We start from the raw sequence: 19,682 nt of genomic DNA, 5'->3' as shown, positions 1-19,682 counted from the left end.
CACGCCAACCAAACCTCGTACGTGCCCTCTTCCCCCTCTCCCCGCCAGGCCTCCATCGACCAGCTGCGCGGCACCGTGATGCTGCTGATGCTGCTGGACCACGTGCGCGAGACCTTCTTCCTGCAGCACCAGGTGAGCGACCCGATGGACGCAGCCACGGTCTCCCCTGCGCTGTTCGCCTGCCGTCTGCTGGCCCACCTGTGCGCACCCGTGTTCGTCCTGTTGACCGGCCTGTCGGCCTGGCTGTACGGCCAGCGCCAGCCGGATCCGCGCCGGGCCACAGCCGCCTTCCTGCTCAAGCGCGGGCTGTTCCTGGTGGTGCTGGAACTGACCCTGGTGAACTTCGCCTGGACCTTCCAGCTGCCGCCGCACACGCTGTACCTACAGGTGATCTGGGCCATCGGGCTGAGCATGATCGCGCTGGCCGGCCTGCTGTGGCTGCCACGCCCGGCCCTGCTGATGCTGGCAATCGCGGTGGTGGCCGGGCACAACCTGTTCGACGGCCTTCGGTTGCAAGGCAATGGCCTGCTGGCGGTGCTGTGGAAAGTGCTGCACCAGCGCGACTGGATCGAGGCCGGCACGCTGCGCCTGCGCACCTCCTATCCGGTACTGCCGTGGATCGGGGTGATCGCACTGGGTTATCTGATGGGGCCCTGGTTCGCCCGCGAGCGCGCGCCGGAGCAGCGCCAGCGCTGGCTGCTGTGGGCAGGCGTCAGCGCGCTGGCCCTGTTCGCATTGCTGCGGTTGGCCAACCAGTACGGGGATGCACCGTGGCAGTACCAGGCCACCACGCTGCGTACCTGGCTGAGCATCTTCAACGTCACCAAGTACCCGCCGTCCTTGCAGTTCCTGCTGCTGACCCTGGGCGTGGGAGTGTTGCTGCTGCGGCTGTACGAATGGCCGCCGCTGGCGCGGGCACTGCAGCCGCTGGCCGATATCGGCGCTGCGCCGATGTTCTTCTACCTGCTGCACCTGTACTTACTGAAGGGGCTGTACCTGGCCGCATTGGCGGCCTGGGGGCCGACCCATGGCGAGTTGTATGCCCTGGATTCGGTCAGCGGCCTGCTGCTGGCGGCCTGTGCACTGGCAGTGGTGCTGTATCCGCCGACGCGGGCCTTCGCGCGGTTCAAAGCGCGAAGGCGCGATCTGCCTTGGTTGCGATACCTGTGATCGCCCAGGCCAGTCCGGCAATCCACGCATGGCGTGGATCTACTGAAAGCGGATCGGGCCACAGGCCTATAATTCCGCGATGAATTCCACCGCTATCGCTTCCGACGACTTCCTGGGCCACCCCAAGGGCGTCTACGTCTGCTTCTTCACCGAAATGTGGGAGCGCTTCTCCTTCTACGGCATGAAGGCGCTGCTGCTGCTGTACCTGACCAAGTACCACCTGTTCGGCGACAAGGCCGGCCTGGACCTGCTCGGCGCCTACGGCGGCCTGGTGTACTGCATCCCGGTGTTCGGCGGCATGCTGGCCGACCGCTGGCTGGGCATGCGCCGGGCGGTGCTGTTCGGCGGCATCCTGCTGGTGCTCGGCCACCTCGGCATGGCCTTCGAGGGCCATGCAGCCTACCGGGTGAACGGCGAAGTGGTGCGCGACACCTCGGCACTGGCGGTGACCTACCTGTCGCTGGCGCTGATCATCATGGGCGTCGGCTTCCTGAAGCCGAACATCTCCACCATCGTCGGCAAGCTGTACGCCAAGGACGACCCGCGCCGCGATTCGGGCTTCTCGCTGTTCTACGCCGGCATCAACCTCGGCGCGCTGTTCTCCTCGCTGGTGTGCGGCTTCCTCGGCGAGGCCTATGGCTGGAAGTACGGTTTCGGTGCAGCCGGCATCGGCATGCTGGCCGGCCTGGCGATGTTCCTGTGGGGCCAGAAGTACCTGCAGGGCCACGCCGAACCGCCGCAGCCGGCGGCGCTGAAGCAGAAGGTGATGGGCCTGCCGCGCGAATGGCTCATCTACCTGTGCGCGGTGCTTGGTGTGCTGCCGGTGGCGTGGCTGATGTGGGCCGCCGGCAACGGCGCGTTCGCGCTGGGCGGAGAAATCAGCCTGGCGCTGATGCTGATGCTGGTGGTGCTGGGCGGCGTGCTGGTCTGGTTCGCCTGGTTCACCGGCACGAAATGCACGCCGGTGCAGCGCCAGCAGATGATCGCGCTGATGGTGCTGATCTTCATGGCACTGGTGTTCTTCACGATGTACGAGCAGTCCTACGGCTCGTGGGTGACCTTCACCGACCGCCTGCTGACCAAGGACATCGTGCCCTCGCTGGTGATCACCGGCGGCACGCCGCTGCCGTGGTCCATCCTCTCGCTGCTGCTGGCACCGCTGGGCTTCGTGGTCAGCGCGCGCCTGTCGGAACGGCGCCCGGGTTCGGCCGCACCGCGCGCGTTCTTCGCCGCCATTGTCGTGCTGATGCTGGTGCTGCTGGTGCGCGACTGCCTGGTGATCCCGCAGACCGCAGGTTCGCTCACCTACCTCGGCGGCCTGTTCCTGGTGCTGCTGGCGCCGGCCTTCGCCGCGCTGTGGACGTGGATGGACCGCCGCGGCTGGGAGCCGGGCAAGCCGGTGAAGTCGGCCTGGGGCCTGGTGATTGGCGCACTGTCGTTCGTACCGCTGGCACTGGCGGCGCAGCAGGTGGGCGCCACTGGCGAGATGGCCAGCGTGTGGTGGCTGGTGCTGGCCTACTTCCTGCTCGCCAGCGGCGAGATGTGCCTGTCGCCGGTCGGCCTGTCGGCAGTGACCCAGCTGGCCGTGCCGCGGGTGATGAGCCTGATGATGGGCACCTGGTTCCTGGCCACCGCGTTCTCGGAAACGCTGGCCGCGCTGTTCGGCAAGCTGGCCGCGATCGAGGTGCCGGAAGGCGAATCGCTGGACATGGTGGCCGCAGCCGGCGCCTATGCGCACCTGTTCTGGCTGCTGATGTGGATCGGCCTGGGTTGCGCACTGGCGGCCTTCATCGCCGCACCGCTGCTGAAGAAGATGATGCACGGGGTGAAGTAAACCCCGCGCTTGCGGAAAACCAGGGCGGCGGAATGATCATCCACCGCCCTGTCAGCTCAGGGCGCCTTGTCCTTGCCGGTCGCGGGCGCGGTCGTCGCAGTCTTGCCGCCCAGGCTGCGCGCCAGGAAGGCCAGCAGCTTGTCGTAGTACTCGCTGCGATGGGCCTCGGTGTAGAAGCCGTGGCCTTCGGTCTTGTAGTACAGGCTTTCCACCGGCGTGCCGGCGCGCTTGAGCGCGGCTTCCATGCGCTCGGTGTGCTGGATCGGCGCGCGCTTGTCTTCGCCACCGGCGGCCAGGAACACCGGCACCTTGATCCGTTCGGCCATGTTCACCGGCGACACCGCACCCAGCTTGGCCGGATCCCCCAGCCATTCGCGCAGATAGGTCACGCCTGAACCCCGGTCCTGGATGTCGCCGCGGGTGTACATCATCGGCAGGTCGTAGACCCCGACATAGCCCGCCGCGCACTGATACAACCCGGGTTCGCGGGCGGCACCCATCATCGCCGAGTAGGCCCCGTAGCTGGCGCCGTAGATACAGATGCGACGGCCGTCGGCGATGCCTTCGCTGATTGCCCAGCGGGTGGCATCGGTGACATCGTCCTGCATCGCCGCGCCCCACTGCTGCGCCCCGGCCTGGGTGTGGGCCCGGCCGTAGTTGCCCGAACCACGGAAGTTGACCTGCAGCACGGCATAACCGGCCGCGGCCAGCATCTGCGTTTCGCGGTCGTACTGGCCGGAATCGAAGATGTCGAACGGGCCGCCATGCGGCATCACCACCATCGGCAGGTTGCGCCCGTCGCTGCCGGCCGGCAGGGTCAGGAAGCCATGCAGCGGCAGCCCGTCGCGCGCCTTCAGTGCAATCGGCTTCACGCTGGCGCTACGGTCCACGTCGATCCAGTCGCTGCGGCTGATCAGGTGATCGGCCTTGCGCGCCACCGTGTCGTACACATAGAAATCGCCTGGATTCGAGCCCGACCAGGTTTCCACCAGCACGACACGGCCATCGCGGGTGCTGGAGGTGATGTAGACGGGCCCTCCGAAGGCGGCCTCCAGGCTGCGGTACAGGCGCGCATCGGCCGAGCCTTCATCGAAGAAGCGCGTGCGCGGTTTGTCACCCAGGTACAGCGCGCCTACCGGCACATGGGTGCCGGGCCGGTGGATGATGCGGTACGGATTGACCACCTCGTCGCGTAGAAGCGTCGCGCGTTCGCCGGTCTGCGGGTTCCAGCTGACGATCGCATCCGGGCCCTGGGCCTGCTCGACGTTGAGGTAGGCCAGGCTGTCATCGGCCGAGAAGCCGAGGGCGGTTTCGATGCGCTTGCTGACCGCCTCATCATTGATCAGCTTCCAGCTGTCGCCACTGCGTTCGCGGAAATACAGCTTGTTGATGTTGTCGCTGCCCGAGCCGTGCACGAAGCGGACCTCGCCGGCGCCGTCGGTGGTGAACTCACCGCGCCGTACCGGCGAAGACGCCACCCGCGAGCGACGACCGGTGGTCACATCCATGCGATCGACGCGGGTGAACGGATCCTCGGCCAGCGGCCATACGGTCACCAGCACGTTGCGCTCGTCACCCGGCAGGTCGTCGGCCAGGAAGGCGGCCACGGCTTCGACTTTCTTCGGCTGGATGCGGGTCCCCGGGCCCTTGCTTTCGACGCGATAGCCGACCAGCAGCTCGCCACGGTTGCCATTGGCGTCGATGGCATAGAGTTCGCCGGTGGGATTGGGCTGGTCGAGCGAGCCCCACTTCTGGGCCAGGCCGATCAACAGGCGCTCGTTGCTGACCCAGTCGAATTCCTGCGCATGATTGCGGCTGGGCGGCCAGAAACTGCCGACCACCTCCTTGTCCTTCAACCGCAGGATCGCGATCGCGGTACTGTCCTCCCTCGGAACCGTTGCCGCTACGTACTCGCCCCCCGGCGAGATCTTGATATCGGTGAAGGTCTCCCGGCGCAGGTACTGCGTCAGGTCCACCGCCCCCGCGCTGCCTGCGGCAACGCCCCCGATGACGGCCAGTGCGGCCGCCAGAATGGTCTTGTGCATCCTTCCCCTGCTCCTGTGGACACCTTGTCCTGGTGGCCGATTCTAGGCAGCGCCGAGCGTTTGACGCCAGAGCCGGAAAAGACGACGGCACCGTTGCCGGTGCCGTCGTTGCCACTACCTTGGAGAGAGAGTCAGGACGTGGGTTCGGGGGACGTGCGCCGGGTCAGTGGACCCCGCGCACCGCCAACATGAGGGCCAGGATGCTGAGGATCACGGCGATGGTGCCGTCGAGCACGCGCCAGGTGCTGGGCTTGGTGAACAGCGGCGCCAGCAGGCGGGCGCCGAGGCCCTGCGCGGTCAGCCACAGGCAGCTGGCGGTGACCACGCCGGCAGCGAAGGCCATGCGGGCGTTGCCGAAGTTCTCGGCGATGGAGCCGATCACCATCATGTCCAGCCAGAAGTGCGGGTTGATCAGCGAGAAGCCGACCGCGGCCATCAGCACCGCGCGGCGGCTGCCGTCATCGCTGTCGGCCTCGCCCATGCCACCACCCCCGGCGATCGCACGGCGTGCCGACTTCATCGCATACCAGGCCAGGAACGCGACACCGGTCCACAGCACGGCGGTCGTCAGCCACGGCAGCGCCGAGGTGAGCGTGCGCAGGCCGGCCACGCTGGCGAAGATGAAGATGGCATCGATGGCCGCGCAGGTGGCGACCACCGGCACGATGTGCTTGCGCAGGATGCCCTGGCGCAGAATGAAGGCGCTCTGGGCGCCGACCACCGCGAACAGGCCGATGCCGGTGGCTGCACCAGAGAACCAGGCACCGAGGCCGGTGCTGGCGGAGATGACCGAGAACATGGGATTCACTGCCTTGTATTGCTTGGGGGGACGGTGCCTCGCGAAGGCGGACAGCACCGGAACGGACGCCATTGTCGCGCCGCAACATGGAAAAGACGAGCTAAACTTCCTAAACCAACATTAGCGGAGCTTAATTCGATGCGCATCGATCATGCCCAGCTGCGCGCCCTGGCCGCGGTGATCCGCGAAGGCAGCTTCGACCGCGCCGCACAGTCGTTGAATGTCACGCCCTCGGCCATCTCGCAGCGGGTCAAGGCACTGGAGGACCGGATCGGCCGCCTGCTGGTCAAGCGCGGCACCCCGGCCACCGCCACCGCCGAAGGGCAGCTGCTGGTGCAGCTGGCCGAGCAGACCGCCCTGCTCGAACACGATGCGCTGCACCGGATGGGCCTGGCCGATGAGGACCTGCCCCAGGCCAGCATCCCGGTGGCGGTGAACCACGACAGCCTGGAAACCTGGTTTCCGCAGGCCGCCTACCAGTTCGCGCAGACCACCGGCACCACCCTGGACCTGCGCGTGGAAGACCAGGACCACACCGTGGAGCTGCTGCGCCAGGGCACGGTGCTGGGCGCGGTCACCACCCTGGATGAGCCGGTGCAGGGCTGCCAGATCCACGCGCTGGGCAGCATCCGCTACGCGGCGACCTGTACCCCCGAGTTCCGCGAGCGCCACTTCGCCAAGGGCGTGACCGCGCAGGCGCTGGCACAGGCGCCGGTATTGGTGTTCAACCGCAAGGACGAAATGCAGTCGCGCTTCGCCCGGCGCATGGCCGGCGACGACCTGCCCAGCACCGCACCGACCTGGTGGATCCCCTCCACCCGGGCCTTCGTGCAGGCCAACCTCGGCGGACTGGGCTGGACCATGAACCCCCTGCCGCTGGTCAAGCGCCACCTGGACGCCGGGCGACTGGTCTACGTACGGCAGCGCGCGTGGGAAGACGTACCGCTGTACTGGCAGCACTGGAAGGGCGACGTGCAGACCATGGCCTTGCTGACCCGTGCGGTACTGGACGCGTCCTCGGCGCTGATCCGGCGCAAGCGCTGACGCCCAGCGGGAAAAAGGGGACGGAGGGGATTAAGTCGTCTTTGCCCCGGATGTCGTTTGGGTCTTAAACGACTTAATCCCCTCCGTCCCCTTTTTTGCTCCATCGGATCTCCACGTAAGCTCCACACTAGGTCCATGCGTGATGCGGATACTGGTCGGCCGATCACTGCAAGGATGCCCTGCATGCCTGTATTCGTCCGCGACGCCCGCCCCGAAGATGCCGCCGCCTGCATCGACCTGCGCGGGCGCACCCGCGAGAACGCTTTCAGTGCGGCCCAGCTGGCAGAACTGGGCATCACCGAGGACAGCTGGGCAGCCGGCATCGCCCAGGGCGATTCGATCGGCCGCGTCGCCTGGGACGGCGAGCGCATGGCCGGTTACTGCTTCGCCGATCGTGACAGCGGCGAGGTGCTGGTGCTTGCCCTGCTGCCGGACTACGAGGGCCGCGGCATCGGCCGCCAGCTGCTGCAGGACGTGGTCAGCCTGACCCGCGATGCCGGCCACCAGCGGCTGTTCCTGGCCTGCTCGGCCGACCCGCGTTCGCGCTCGCATGGCTTCTACCGCCGCCTGGGCTGGCGCCCGACCGGGGAGATCGACGAGGCCGGTGACGAGATTCTTGAGCTGGTCTGATTGAAGGCGTCGCCAGGCATGGCCTGGCGCTACTGGGCTGAGGTCATCAGGTCGAGCCCGCCCCCCACGTGACGGCGCCGCGAAACGTCGGATGCTGCGTTGCATCAAAAAACGACCGGATCCGGTTAGAATCGCGGATGGATGCTGCAAGGCGTTGTTTCTTCACGCCCTTTCCCTGCCCCACGCGCATCCTGACCCCTTCCCCTCCGCCAACGATCCCGCCCCCATGAAGAAATTTGGCAAGGCCCTGCTCGCCCTGCTCGTGCTGCTGTTGCTGGCCGCCGCGCTGTTCCTGTACTGGCCACTGACCCAGCGCTCCGTGCCCGCCGCCAGCAACGACAAGCCCGTCGATGTTGTGCTGGTCGGCGCCGGCATCATGAGCATCACCCTGGCCACCTACCTGCAGGAACTGCAGCCGGACTGGAACATCCAGGTCTACGAACGCCTCGACGGCGTCGCCGGTGAAAGCTCCGATGGCTGGAACAACGCCGGCACCGGCCACTCGGCGTTCGCCGAACTGAACTACACCCCGGAACTGCCCGACGGCAGCATCGAGACCAAGCGCGCGGTCGGCATCGCCGAATCGTTCGAGGTCTCGCGCCAGTTCTGGTCGCACCAGGTGAAGGAAGGCCGGCTGAGCCAGCCCAGCGACTTCATCAACCCGACCCCGCACATGAGCTTCGTCTGGGGCGATGACAACATCGCCTACCTGCACAAGCGCCAGCAGGCCCTGGTGAAGAACCCGCTGTTCTACGGCATGCAGTACTCCGAGGATCCGGCGCAGATCAAGCAGTGGGCCCCGCTGCTGATGGAAGGCCGTGACCCGAAGCAGAAGGTTGCCGCGACCTGGATGCCGCTCGGTACCGACGTCAACTTCGGTGTGATCACCCGCCAGCTGACCGCCGGCCTGCAGCGCAGCCCGAACTTCAGCCTGCACCTGAACCATGAAGTGACCGCCCTGCGGCAGAACGCCGACAAGAGCTGGAACGTCACGGTGAAGGATCTCAAGGCCGGCACCGAAACCACCACTCACACCCGCTTCGTGTTCATCGGTGCCGGCGGCGCCGCGCTGAAGCTGCTGCAGATGTCGGGCATTCCGGAATCGAAGGACTACGCAGGCTTCCCGGTCGGTGGCCAGTTCCTCGCCTTCCAGGGCCAGGACGTGACCTCGCGCCATGGCGTAAAGGCCTACGGCATGGCCGAAACCGGTTCGCCGCCGATGTCGGTGCCGCACCTGGATGCACGCAAGCTGGACGGCAAGCCGGTGGTCCTGTTCGGGCCGTTCGCGCTGTACAGCACCAAGTTCCTCAAGCACGGCTCGTGGTGGGACCTGTATTCCTCGGTGACCCACAACAACGTTGGCCCGATGCTGGAAGTGGGCAAGGACAACCTGGACCTGGTGCAGTACCTGATGGGCCAGGCGCGCCTGAACGATGCCGACCGCCAGGCCGAACTGGTCAAGTACTTCCCCAATGCCAAGCCGGGTGACTGGAAGCTGGTCACCGCCGGCCAGCGCGTGCAGATCATCAAGCGCGATCCGCTGAAGGGCCCGGTGCTGCAGTTCGGTACCGAGATCGTGACCGACAAGGACCACACCATCGCCGCGCTGCTCGGCGCGTCGCCGGGCGCGTCGACCTCGCCGCCGATCATGCTGGACCTGATGGCCAAGGCCTTCCCGGACCAGATGAAGGCCGGTTGGGAAACCCGCCTGCGCGAGATCGTGCCGTCGTACGGGCGCAAGCTCAACGACAGCGCCGCACTGGTCAACGAGATCCGTACGCTGACCAGCCAGACCCTGCACCTGCCGTACCTGGAGGTGCCGGTGGATGCGAACGCGGCGGTGCCGGCTCCGGCCGCTGCGGCTCCGGCACCGGCGAAGGAAAAGCGCAATGCCAATGAGGAACTGCAGGCGCTGTAAGCCCGCGCGTTCCTTCGATGCAGACGGACGGCCACCTTCGGGTGGCCGTTTGTTTTTGTGCGAGGTGGGTCGGATCCCTCCCGCACGGGAGGGCTCTGACCTGCGATTGGGCGTCGATGATGGGGTCAGAGCCCATTGCCTGCAGCAACGGGATCCGACCCCAGCCCGCCACCGCTCTGCGCCGGGAAGCCCCTGCGCAGTGACGCGAATTGTAATGTTGTTAAGAATTATTTACATTTACACCCTGCGCAGTAATCGCGCCGCTCCAGATGGACCTGACCGTGCCCGAAGCCGCCGCCCCGGGTGCTGGACGACTGTTGCCGCCCTTCCCCCGTTTCCAAGCCTCGAGCCCACCATGCCCCTGCCTGTCCGTAACCGCCTGCCCCGCCGCGCGCTGCTGCCGGCTGCCCTGCTTTCGTCGCTGACCCTGCTGACCACGCCCGCCGCGTTCGCCGCCACCGATGCCGCCGGCGATGCCAAGACCCTGGACCGGGTCAGCGTCCGGGCCGAGCAGTCCGCTCCGCCGGCCAGCACCACGCGCCTGCCGATCACCCTGCAGGAAACCCCGCAGTCGGCCACCGCGATCAGCCTGCAGCGCCTGCAGGACGAATCACTGTTCAGCATCAACGATGTGATGCGCAACGTGACCGGCGTCAGTGTGTCCTTCTATGACACGCAGCGCCCGCTGTACTACGCGCGTGGCTTCGCCATCACCGACTTCCAGGTCGACGGCATTCCCACCTACAGCGGCTCCACCAACCAGGAATACGACACCGCCTTCTACGACCGCATCGAAGTGATCCGCGGTGCCAACGGCCTGCTCAGCGGCGCCGGCGTGCCGTCGGCCACGGTCAACCTGCTGCGCAAGCGCCCCGGCAAGGAATTCGACGCGTCGTTCGCGGTCAGCGCCGGTAGCTGGGACTACCGCCGCATGGAAGCCGACGTCACCGCACCGCTGACCGATGACGGCCGTTTCCGCAGCCGCGTGGTCGCCGCTTACACCGATCGCGGGCTGTACTACGACCGTTACGACGAGAACAAGATGGCCGGCATGGCGGTGCTGGAAGGCGATGTCACCGACAGCACCACCCTCACCCTCGGCTACCAGACCCAGGACAACAACCCGACCGGTTCGACCTGGGGCACCGTGCCGTTCTTCGACAGCCAGGGCAATTTCGCCCATCTGCCGCGCTCGACCAACCTGTCGCCGAAGTGGAGCTACTGGAAGCGCGAGAGCAACACCGCCTTCGCCAACCTGGAGCAGCGTTTCGGCGACAACTGGCTGCTGAAGATCAACACCGCCTACACCCGTGGCAACGTGCAGAACGTGCGCCTGTACGGCACCGGCAACCCGGAACCGGTGACCGGCTCGGGCATCTTCCTGCGTGCGGCCGCCGGTGATTCGAAGGACACCCGCCGCAATGTCGATGCTTACCTGACCGGCAGCTTCCCGCTGTTCGGCCGCGACCACGACCTCACGATCGGCGCCCAGTGGTCGGACCTGGAAGGCACCACCAATACCGTGTCGCTGAACTTCCCGGGAGACTGGGCCACCTGCGGGCGTGAGCGCTGCTACTACATCCCCAATGTGTACTCCTGGAACGGCGACATTTCCGAGGTGACCTACACCCGCACCGGCGCACGCCGCGTAGCGAAGACCACGCAGAGCGGCGTCTATCTGGCCACCCGCCTGCACCTGGCCGATCCGCTGTCGTTGATTGCCGGTGCACGCCTGAGCCGCTGGGAAACCCTCACCCGCTCCTACAACGCCACCGGCGCCTATACCGGCACCAGCGGTGCGTACAAGGTGAGCGATGAAGTCACTCCGTACGTGGGCCTGGTCTACGAGATCACCCCGAACGTGTCGGCCTATGCCAGCTACACCGAGATCTTCAATCCGCAGAACTACAAGGACCGCAACGAGAACCTGCTGGCACCGGTGCAGGGCTCGAACCTGGAAGCGGGCATCAAGACGCAGTGGTTCGATGGCCGCCTGACCGCAAATGCCGCTGTGTTCGAGGCCAAGCAGGACAACTATGCTGTGCGTGACATGGGTGTGCCGGAGGGTTCGCTCAGCGACGGCAGCTCGGCCTACATCGGCGTCAACGGTACCAAGGCGCGTGGCTGGGAGATGGACATCAACGGCGAGATCCTGCCGGGCTGGACGGTCAATGCCGGCTACACCCACGTCAAGGTCACCCGCGCCGCCACCGACCTGCTGTACGCCAACCCGCCCAAGGACCTGCTGCAGCTCAACACGCAACTGCAGCTGCGCGGTGCGCTGGAACGCCTGAGCATCGGCGGTGGCCTGCAGTGGCAGAGCAAGGTGCAGGGCTACAACATCGCCTACCCGCTGGGCGGCACGGTGACCGTGAACCAGCCGGCGTACATGCTGGTGCAATTCAATGCCAACTACCGCATCAGCGACAGCTGGACTGCAACGCTGAGCGTGCGCAACGCGCTGGACAAGACTTACTGGGCCAACCTGGACTACAACAACTACGGCGAGCCGCGCTTCGTGTCCGCCAGCCTGCGCTGGAAGTTCTGAGCAACCCGCGAACCGGTGGGTGCCTGGTGGGTGCCGACCGTTGGTCGGCACGCCCTCCGCCACGACCCACCGTCGCGGCCTACCTGAATGGGCCCGCCTCCGCGCGGGCCCTTCCTTTTGCTGCACTGCAGGTTGCGGCGCGCTTCGTAATTATGTCGTAATTACATCAACACCAATCGGAAGCCGGTCGATGAACCCGAGCTGGGATACGTTGGAACGCAGCCGCCAGGCCCGCCTGGAACGTGCCGCGCCGTGGGCCCGGGGACGCGAGGTCGCCGCCGGCGACGTCGGCGAGCTGCTGCATGCACTGCTGGAGCCAGGCGACAAGGTCTGCCTGGAGGGCAACAACCAGAAGCAGGCAGATTTCCTCGCCCAGGCGCTGGCCGACCTCGACCCCGCCCGCGTGCATGATCTGCACATGGTGCAGTCGGTCCTCTCACTGCCCTCGCACCTGGACGTATTCGAGCGTGGCATCGCCTCGAAACTGGATTTCTCGTTCTCCGGCCCGCAATCGGTGCGACTGGCCAACCTGGTGGCCGAAGGGCGCATCCAGATCGGTGCCATCCACACCTACCTGGAACTGTTCGGCCGCTACTTCATCGACCTTACGCCGCGCGTAGCGCTGGTCGCCGCGCAGGCCGCCGACCGCCACGGCAACCTCTATACCGGGCCAAATACCGAAGACACGCCGGTGATCGTCGAAGCCACCGCCTTCGGTGGCGGCATCGTCATCGCCCAGGTCAACGAGATCGTCGACAGCCTCCCCCGCGTCGATGTTCCTGCGGACTGGGTCAACTTCGTGGTGCAGGCGCCGAAGCCGAACCATATCGAGCCGCTGTTCACCCGCGACCCTGCGCAGATCTCCGAGATCCAGGTGCTGATGGCAATGATGGCCATCAAGGGCATCTACGCCGAGTACGGCGTGAATCGTTTGAATCACGGCATCGGCTTCGATACCGCCGCCATCGAACTGCTGCTCCCCACCTACGCAGAATCGCTCGGGCTGAAGGGAAAGATCTGCCAGCACTGGGCGTTGAACCCACACCCTGCACTGATTCCGGCGATCGAATCGGGCTTCGTCAGATCGGTGCATTCGTTCGGTTCGGAACTGGGCATGGAGAAATACATTGCCGCGCGGGGCGACGTGTTTTTCACCGGCGCCGACGGCTCGATGCGTTCCAACCGCGCGTTCTCGCAGACCGCAGGCCTGTATGCCTGCGACATGTTCATCGGTTCCACCCTGCAGATCGACCTGCAGGGCAACAGTTCCACTGCCATCCGCGACCGCATCGCCGGCTTTGGCGGCGCACCGAACATGGGCTCGGACGCGCGCGGCCGCCGCCATGCCAGCGAGGCCTGGATCAAGGCCGGCCAGCAGGCCGCACGCCCGGGCGAGATGCCACGCGGGCGCAAACTGGTGGTGCAGATGGTGGAAACCTTCCGCGAGCACATGGCCCCGGCATTCGTTGACCGCCTCGACGCCTGGGAACTGGCCGAACGCGCGAACATGCCGCTGCCGCCGGTGATGATCTACGGCGACGACGTCAGCCATGTGCTGACCGAGGAAGGCATCGCCAACCTGCTGCTGTGCCGCACCCCCGAGGAGCGCGAACAGGCGATCCGTGGCGTGGCCGGCTATACCGCCGTGGGCATCGGGCGCGACCGCGCGATGGTGGAGAACCTGCGCGACCGCGGCGTGATCCGCCGTCCCGATGACCTCGGCATCTCCGTGCGCGATGCCAGCCGTGACTTGCTGGCGGCGCGTTCGGTGAAGGACCTGGTGCGCTGGTCCGGCGGTCTGTACGACCCGCCCAAGCGCTTCCGCAACTGGTAAGGGGCTGAGCATGGAAACCCTCGACTATCGATTCGAAGGCCGCACCGACGTGCCGTTCGCGCGCGATGCGGTGCTGGTGGGCGTGCTGGCGTCAGGCAACCTGGAAATCCTGCTGGAACCGGCGGCGCAGCAGGGCGCGATGACGGTGCGCGTCATCACCGCCGCGCAGGGCTTCGGCAGCATCTGGCAGGCGGTGATCAACGACTTCGCACAGCGTCATCCGCTGCGCGATGTGCGCGTCTCGATCAACGACGCCGGTGCGACCCCGGCCGTGGTCAGCCTGCGCCTGGACCAGGCCGTGGAAACCCTGCTGGCCGGAGGCGCGCCATGAACCACGTACAGCGCCACAGCTATTACGAAGCCGATGCGCGCGAGCGCATCGCCGGGCTGGTCGACGCCGGCTCGTTCCACGAGTTCCTCGGCCCGGCGCGACGGATGATGAGTCCGCACCTGGACCAGCTCGACCAGCCGGCCGCGTTCGACGATGGCATCGTCGTCGGCGAGGCCAGGCTGCAGGGCAAACACGTGCTGCTGGCCGCACAACAGGGTGAATTCATGGGCGGCGGCGTGGGCGAAGTGCATGGCGCCAAGCTGATCGGGCTGCTGCGCCGTGCGGCGTACACCCGCCCTGACGGCGTGCTGCTGCTGCTCGATACCGGCGGCGTGCGGCTGCACGAAGCCAATGCGGGCCTGATTGCGATCTCCGAGATCATGCGCGCCACCCTGGACGCGCGTGCAGCGGGCGTGCCGGTGATCGCGCTGATCGGCAGCGGCAACGGCGCCTTCGGTGGCATGGGCATCGTTGCCCGCTGCTGCACCACGGTCATCATGTCCGAGGAAGGCCGGCTGTCGCTGTCCGGGCCAGAGGTGATCGAAACCGTACGCGGCGTGGAAGAGTTCGATTCCCGCGACCGCGCACTGGTCTGGCGCGTAACGGGAGGCAAGCACCGCTACCTGATCGACCAGGCACAGGTGCTGGTGCCCGATGCCATCGAGGCGTTCGCGCAAGCGGCATTCAATGCGCTGCGGCCGGATACCAGCAGTACCGATCCGGATACTGCACTGGCCGCGCTGCAGCAACGCCATCTGGCATTGAAGACGCGCGTGCAGGCGTGGAGCGATTGCCGCGATGGCCTGGAGATCTGGGCGCGGCTGGGCATTGCCCACCCCGAACGCCTGCCACTGCTCGACACCGATGAATTCCTCACCGCCACCGGCGACCGGAGCCTGCCATGAGCATGCCGTTGCAGACACTGCTCGATGCCCTGTTTCCGCATGGGCATGCCATTGCGGTGAGCGATTCGGTGCTGACCGGCAGCGCCACCACCGACAACGGCGATGTGACTGTGATCGGCACCGCCAACAAGCTCGAGGTGGGCGTGGACCACGCACTGGCACTGGCCGAAACGGTGCTGGCCAGCACCGCCGCGCATCCGCAGCAACCGATCGTGATGCTGGTCGACACCGCCGGCCAGCGCCTGGCACGCCGCGACGAACTGCTCGGCATCAACGGCTGTTTCGCGCACCTGGCGCAGACGCTGGATCTCGCGCGTCGACGTGGCGCGCGACTGGTCACGCTGGTCTACGGTGAATCCGTCAGTGGTGGCTTCCTCTCGTTCGGGCTGATGGCCGACCACATCCATGCCCTGCCGGATGCGCAGGTGCGGGTGATGGACCTGCGCGCGATGGCCCGGGTGACCAAGCAGCCGCTGGATAAACTGCAGGCGCTGAGCCAGACCTCACCGGTGTTCGCACCGGGCGTGGAGAACTACGTGGCGATGGGTGCGGTGGAATCGTTGTGGGAGGGCGATCTTGCGCAGCACCTTCTGCAGGCCCTGCGCACGCCCGCCCATGGCGACCACCGCGCAGTGCGCGGAGCCGAACGTGGCGGGCGCATGCTTGCCGCACGCGTGGCTGAAGCCGTGAGCCAGGGCGATGCCTGAGCGGCTGCCCCGACATACGCTGGTCTGGCTGTCAGCGCACGCCGGCTGGCAGGCGGACATCGCCGCGCATGAGTCGCGCTTGGCCGACTGGTTTGCACAGGGCCGGCCGGCCATCGTCGCGCGGCGTGCCGCCGACGATGCCGATCCACGCCTGCGTCTCGGCGTGCCGCTGCCGCCCGCCGAGGACAAACTGCGCCTGGCCCTGCGCGTGCCAGCACACGATGTGCTGCGCACCACCCCGCCGCCGGCACTTCAGGCGGTGCTGAAAGGCGACGTTCCACAGGACTGGCGGCGGCCCCTTGAAGTGCTGCAGAACATCGCTGAGGCGCGCGTATTCGGTGCCTTCGCGTGGCAGCACCTTACTGGCCTGCGCTATGTGCACGCGCGCTCGGACGTCGATCTGCTGTGGCCGATCGACACCACCGCGCAGGCCGATGCCCTGGCTGCACGGCTACAGGCATGGGAAGCCGAACACGACCGGCGGGTCGATGGCGAGCTGTGCCTGGGCCGCGACGCCGCCGTGAACTGGCGGGAGTACGCCGGACGCAGCCGCGAGGTACTGGTCAAGCGCCTCGATGGTGCCGCACTGGAACTCCGCGATGCGTTGTTCGCCTCCGCCGGGGTGAGCGCATGAACGCCGTCCTGCAATCGGCAGTCAGGCCGGCAGCTGCCGTGGACAGCGCGCGTCTGGGGCGCCTCGCCGTCGCCAGCCTGCATGCGGAGCTGGCGCTGGCACCCAAGCCCGGACTGGTCACGCCATTCGACAGCGGCAGCCATCACGACATGGACGCCGGCATGTTCCTGCGCAGCCTGTTCGCACTGCGCCACTACTTCACCGCCGTGGCCTGCATCGGTGCAGCCGGGGCGGACTTCGACGCCTTGCGCCGATGTGGCATTGCCGCTGAAATCGCGATGCTGCGCGCAACCGCCGGCGTCAATACCCATCGTGGCGCGGTCTTCAGTCTCGGCCTGCTGGTGGCGGCCGCCGCGGCCTGTCGCTCCCGCCTGGACCATGCCGCCACAGGTGAGCAGGTCTGCCAGGAAGTGCGCCGCTGGTCTGCCGAGCTCGCCAACGCACCTCTGGATGCCAACAGCCCTGGCCAGCGCGCTCGCGCCCGGCATGGCGTGCAGGGGGTGCGCGAACAAGCAGCCGCTGGCTACCCGCTGCTGCGCGAAGTGGCACTGCCTGTCCTGCGCCACGCACTGGCCAGCGGCCTGCCACGCGAGGCCGCGATGTGCCAGGCCCTGATGCAGCTGGTCGCATGCGTGGATGACCTCAACCTGCTGCACCGTGGCGGCGCCGACGGCCTGCGCTGGGCACAGCGACAGGCGCATGGTTTCCTCGACGGCGGTGGTGCGTTCGTGCCCGGCTGGCAGGCACGCCTGCACGGCATCGGTGAGCGCTTCGTCGCGCGCCGCCTGAGTCCCGGTGGCAGTGCCGACCTGTTGGCCTGTGCCTGGTTCCTGCTACATCAGGAGGACGCGTGAGCCTTGCCCTGCTCTGCTCCGGCCAAGGTGCGCAGCATGCGGCGATGTTCGACCGCGTGCGCGATCTTCCGGCCGCACGCCATACCCTTGATGTGGCCAGCACGGTACTCGGCCGCGATGTGTTTTCCGCCGCTGCGGCCGACGATCGTTTCGACAATGCGCAGGCGCAACCGCTGCTGTGCGCGGCCACTCTGGCGCAGTGGCAGGGGGTGCGCGACAACGTGCCAACGCCGACGCTGATCGCCGGCTACAGCATCGGCGAGTTGGCCGCGCATGCCATCGCCGGCAGCTTCGATGCGACCACCTGCCTTGCCCTGGCTGCGCAGCGCGCGCAGTTGATGGACGGCGCCAGCCCCGCCGATGCAGGCCTGCAGGCCGTGCTCGGCCTGGAACGCCATGTACTGCAGCCGCTGTGCGATCTGCACGGTGCGCACATGGCCATCGCCAACGGGCAGGACCATTTCATCGTGGGCGGCACGCACGCCTCGTTGCTGCGGCTAGCCGATGCAGCGCAGGCGCAGGGTGCGGACATCCGTCCGCTGCCGGTGCACGTGCCTGCACACACACCGTTGCTGGCGGCGGCGGTAGCACCGTTTGCTGCCGCACTCCATGCCTCGCCACTGCAGGCCCCACGCCTGCCGCTGCTGGCCGGCATCGATGCGCGACCGGTGCGGGATCGCGCAATGGCGGTCCACACGCTGTCGGCGCAGCTGGCGCAGACCATCGAATGGGCGCAGGTGATGCGCCAGGCCTTCGAGCGCGGCGCGCGGGTGTTCCTGCAGCTGGGCCCGGGCAACGCACTGGCGCGCATGGTCGCGCCGTCCTATCCGTGCTGCGAAGTGCGCGCGGTGGAAGAGTTCCAGAGCCTGGAAGGCGCCGCGGCGTGGGTCCGCAGTGCGCTGGAGCGGCTGCAGTAACGGGTTCGAGCAGTACGTATCACGCATCACGCAGTACGTCGCCTTACCCCGGGGATGGCGGGTCTCCATCCGCGCTGTACGTGAGTCACGTGTCTGGGAGGGCGCATGAGTCCACAAATCGCAACGATCATCGGTCTGGTGATCATGTTCATCGTCGCCACCGCGATGCCGATCAACATGGGCGCGGTCGCCTTTGCGCTGGCCTTCATCATCGGCGGGCTGTGGGTCGACATGGGCGGCAAGGAGGTTTTGGCCGGCTTTCCCGGCGATCTGTTCCTGACCCTGGTCGGCATCACCTACCTGTTCGCCATCGCGCAGAAGAACGGCACCATCGACCTGCTGGTGCACTGGGCAGTGAAAGCGGTGCGCGGCCATATCGTGGCCATTCCGTGGGTGATGTTCGTGATCACCGCGGTGCTCACCGCGTTCGGTGCGCTGGGCCCGGCGGCGGTCGCGATCATCGGCCCGGTCGCGCTGCGCTTTGCCAAGCAGTACAACATCAACCCGCTGATGATGGGCCTGCTGGTCATCCATGGTGCGCAGGCCGGCGGCTTCTCGCCCATCAGCGTGTACGGCAGCATCACCAACGGCGTGGTGCAGAAGGCTGGGCTGGAAGTGACCGAGATGGCAGTGTTCCTGACCAGCCTGGGCTTCAACTTCATGATGGCGACGATCTGCTTCTTCGCCTTCGGTGGCATCGCCCTGCTGCGTCGCGGCTCGATCACCGCGGCAGGAACGATCGGCAATGCCGAACTGGCGATGGCCGGTGGCCCGCAGGCGTCGTCGCGCCAGTTCGCGATCGAAGGCCATGGCGCGCTGGTCGCAGCAGGCGGCGGCACGCTCAGCAATGATCCGGCGGCACTGGATGCGGTGGGCCTGACCCGCGAACGGTTGTTCACCCTGATCGGCCTGCTCGGCCTGGGCGTGGCCGCGCTGATCTACAACCTCAACGTCGGCCTGGTCTCGATCACCGTCGCGGTTGCGCTGGCGCTGCTGTCGCCACAAAGCCAGAAGGGCGCGGTCGATGGCATCAGCTGGTCCACCGTGCTGCTGATCTGTGGCGTGGTGACCTACATCGGCGTGCTGGAACATGCCGGCGCGGTGGACTTCATCGGCAATGGCGTGTCCGACATCGGCATTCCGCTGCTCGGCGCGCTGCTGGTCTGCTACGTCGGCGGCATCGTCTCCGCATTCGCCTCGTCGGCCGCAGTGCTGGGCGCCACGATTCCGCTGGCGGTGCCGTTCCTGATGCAGGGTCACCTCAGCGCCGCCGGCGTGATCTGCGCGCTGGCGGTGTCGTCCACCATCGTCGATGTCAGCCCGTTCTCCACCAATGGCGCACTGGTGGTGGCTTCGGCAGCCAAGGAAGAGCGCGAGAGCCTGTTCCGTCGCTTCCTGGTGTACAGCGGTCTGGTGGTGGCGCTGGGGCCGTTGCTGGCCTGGCTGGTGTTCGTGGTGCCGGGCTGGATGTAACCACCCAACGGTAGTGCCGGCCGCTGGCCGGCAATCCCA

16 protein-coding genes are annotated in these 19,682 nt (G+C 67.0%); 14 read left to right on the top strand and 2 right to left on the bottom strand.

Annotation, left to right across the window (positions count from 1 at the left end; translation table 11 throughout):
• Positions 1-21: 21 nt before the first annotated feature.
• Positions 22-1,170, top strand: coding sequence for a heparan-alpha-glucosaminide N-acetyltransferase domain-containing protein (locus PEM_RS03885; RefSeq protein ID WP_111127879.1), 1,149 nt, complete (start codon positions 22-24; stop codon positions 1,168-1,170).
• A gap of 79 nt (positions 1,171-1,249) precedes the next feature.
• The gene (locus PEM_RS03880; RefSeq protein WP_065185996.1) at positions 1,250-3,004 is read left to right on the top strand and encodes an oligopeptide:H+ symporter; all 1,755 of its coding nucleotides are present in this window, start codon (positions 1,250-1,252) and stop codon (positions 3,002-3,004) included.
• A 56-nt stretch (positions 3,005-3,060) separates the two neighbouring features.
• On the opposite strand, the gene PEM_RS03875 is transcribed toward PEM_RS03880, so the two are convergent.
• Positions 3,061-5,049 carry a prolyl oligopeptidase family serine peptidase gene (locus PEM_RS03875; RefSeq protein ID WP_065178122.1) on the bottom strand — a complete coding sequence of 663 codons (1,989 nt, stop codon included), beginning with the start codon at positions 5,047-5,049 and terminating at the stop codon, positions 3,061-3,063.
• A gap of 163 nt (positions 5,050-5,212) precedes the next feature.
• Positions 5,213-5,848, bottom strand: coding sequence for a LysE family transporter (locus tag PEM_RS03870; RefSeq protein ID WP_005415673.1), 636 nt, complete (start codon positions 5,846-5,848; stop codon positions 5,213-5,215).
• A 138-nt stretch (positions 5,849-5,986) separates the two neighbouring features.
• On the opposite strand from PEM_RS03870, the gene PEM_RS03865 reads away from it, so the two are divergent.
• The 12 genes from PEM_RS03865 (at position 5,987) to PEM_RS03810 (ending at position 19,643) form a co-directional block, all read left to right on the top strand.
• Positions 5,987-6,892, top strand: coding sequence for a LysR family transcriptional regulator ArgP (locus PEM_RS03865; RefSeq protein WP_005415672.1), 906 nt, complete (start codon positions 5,987-5,989; stop codon positions 6,890-6,892).
• Between the two features lie 183 nt (positions 6,893-7,075).
• On the top strand, positions 7,076-7,522 hold the full coding sequence (locus PEM_RS03860; protein ID WP_005415671.1) for a GNAT family N-acetyltransferase: 447 nt from the start codon (positions 7,076-7,078) through the stop codon (positions 7,520-7,522).
• A 226-nt stretch (positions 7,523-7,748) separates the two neighbouring features.
• Positions 7,749-9,440 carry a malate dehydrogenase (quinone) gene (gene mqo, locus PEM_RS03855; RefSeq protein WP_005415670.1) on the top strand — a complete coding sequence of 564 codons (1,692 nt, stop codon included), beginning with the start codon at positions 7,749-7,751 and terminating at the stop codon, positions 9,438-9,440.
• Between the two features lie 355 nt (positions 9,441-9,795).
• Entirely contained in the window at positions 9,796-11,988 is a 2,193-nt protein-coding gene (locus PEM_RS03850) for a TonB-dependent siderophore receptor (protein ID WP_111127878.1), read from the top strand.
• A gap of 190 nt (positions 11,989-12,178) precedes the next feature.
• A complete protein-coding gene (gene mdcA, locus PEM_RS03845; protein WP_111127876.1) occupies positions 12,179-13,822 on the top strand; it encodes a malonate decarboxylase subunit alpha in 1,644 nt (547 codons plus the stop codon).
• A 10-nt stretch (positions 13,823-13,832) separates the two neighbouring features.
• Positions 13,833-14,153: a malonate decarboxylase acyl carrier protein gene (gene mdcC / locus PEM_RS03840; protein ID WP_065178127.1), complete on the top strand. Its 321-nt coding sequence runs from the start codon at positions 13,833-13,835 to the stop codon at positions 14,151-14,153.
• Positions 14,150-15,058, top strand: coding sequence for a biotin-independent malonate decarboxylase subunit beta (locus tag PEM_RS03835; protein ID WP_111127875.1), 909 nt, complete (start codon positions 14,150-14,152; stop codon positions 15,056-15,058). The genes mdcC and PEM_RS03835 overlap by 4 nt, the downstream gene beginning before the upstream one ends.
• A gap of 2 nt (positions 15,059-15,060) precedes the next feature.
• A complete protein-coding gene (gene mdcE / locus PEM_RS03830; protein ID WP_111127902.1) occupies positions 15,061-15,765 on the top strand; it encodes a biotin-independent malonate decarboxylase subunit gamma in 705 nt (234 codons plus the stop codon).
• Positions 15,758-16,399, top strand: a complete 642-nt coding sequence (gene mdcG, locus PEM_RS03825; protein WP_111127873.1) for a malonate decarboxylase holo-[acyl-carrier-protein] synthase — start codon at positions 15,758-15,760, stop codon at positions 16,397-16,399. Before mdcE ends, mdcG begins: the two co-directional genes overlap by 8 nt.
• Complete coding sequence (mdcB, locus tag PEM_RS03820) at positions 16,396-17,253, top strand: triphosphoribosyl-dephospho-CoA synthase MdcB (RefSeq protein WP_111127872.1); 858 nt, start codon at positions 16,396-16,398, stop codon at positions 17,251-17,253. The genes mdcG and mdcB overlap by 4 nt, the downstream gene beginning before the upstream one ends.
• Positions 17,250-18,170, top strand: a complete 921-nt coding sequence (gene mdcH, locus PEM_RS03815; RefSeq protein WP_111127870.1) for a malonate decarboxylase subunit epsilon — start codon at positions 17,250-17,252, stop codon at positions 18,168-18,170. The genes mdcB and mdcH overlap by 4 nt, the downstream gene beginning before the upstream one ends.
• A 105-nt stretch (positions 18,171-18,275) precedes the next feature.
• Positions 18,276-19,643, top strand: coding sequence for an SLC13 family permease (locus PEM_RS03810; protein WP_111127869.1), 1,368 nt, complete (start codon positions 18,276-18,278; stop codon positions 19,641-19,643).
• The last annotated feature ends 39 nt before the right edge of the window (positions 19,644-19,682 follow it).

Origin of the sequence: Stenotrophomonas sp. Pemsol (assembly GCF_003586545.1) — a bacterium.
In the GTDB taxonomy this organism is placed as follows: Bacteria; Pseudomonadota; Gammaproteobacteria; order Xanthomonadales; family Xanthomonadaceae; genus Stenotrophomonas; species Stenotrophomonas sepilia.
This window is presented reverse-complemented; position numbering and strand designations above follow the sequence as displayed.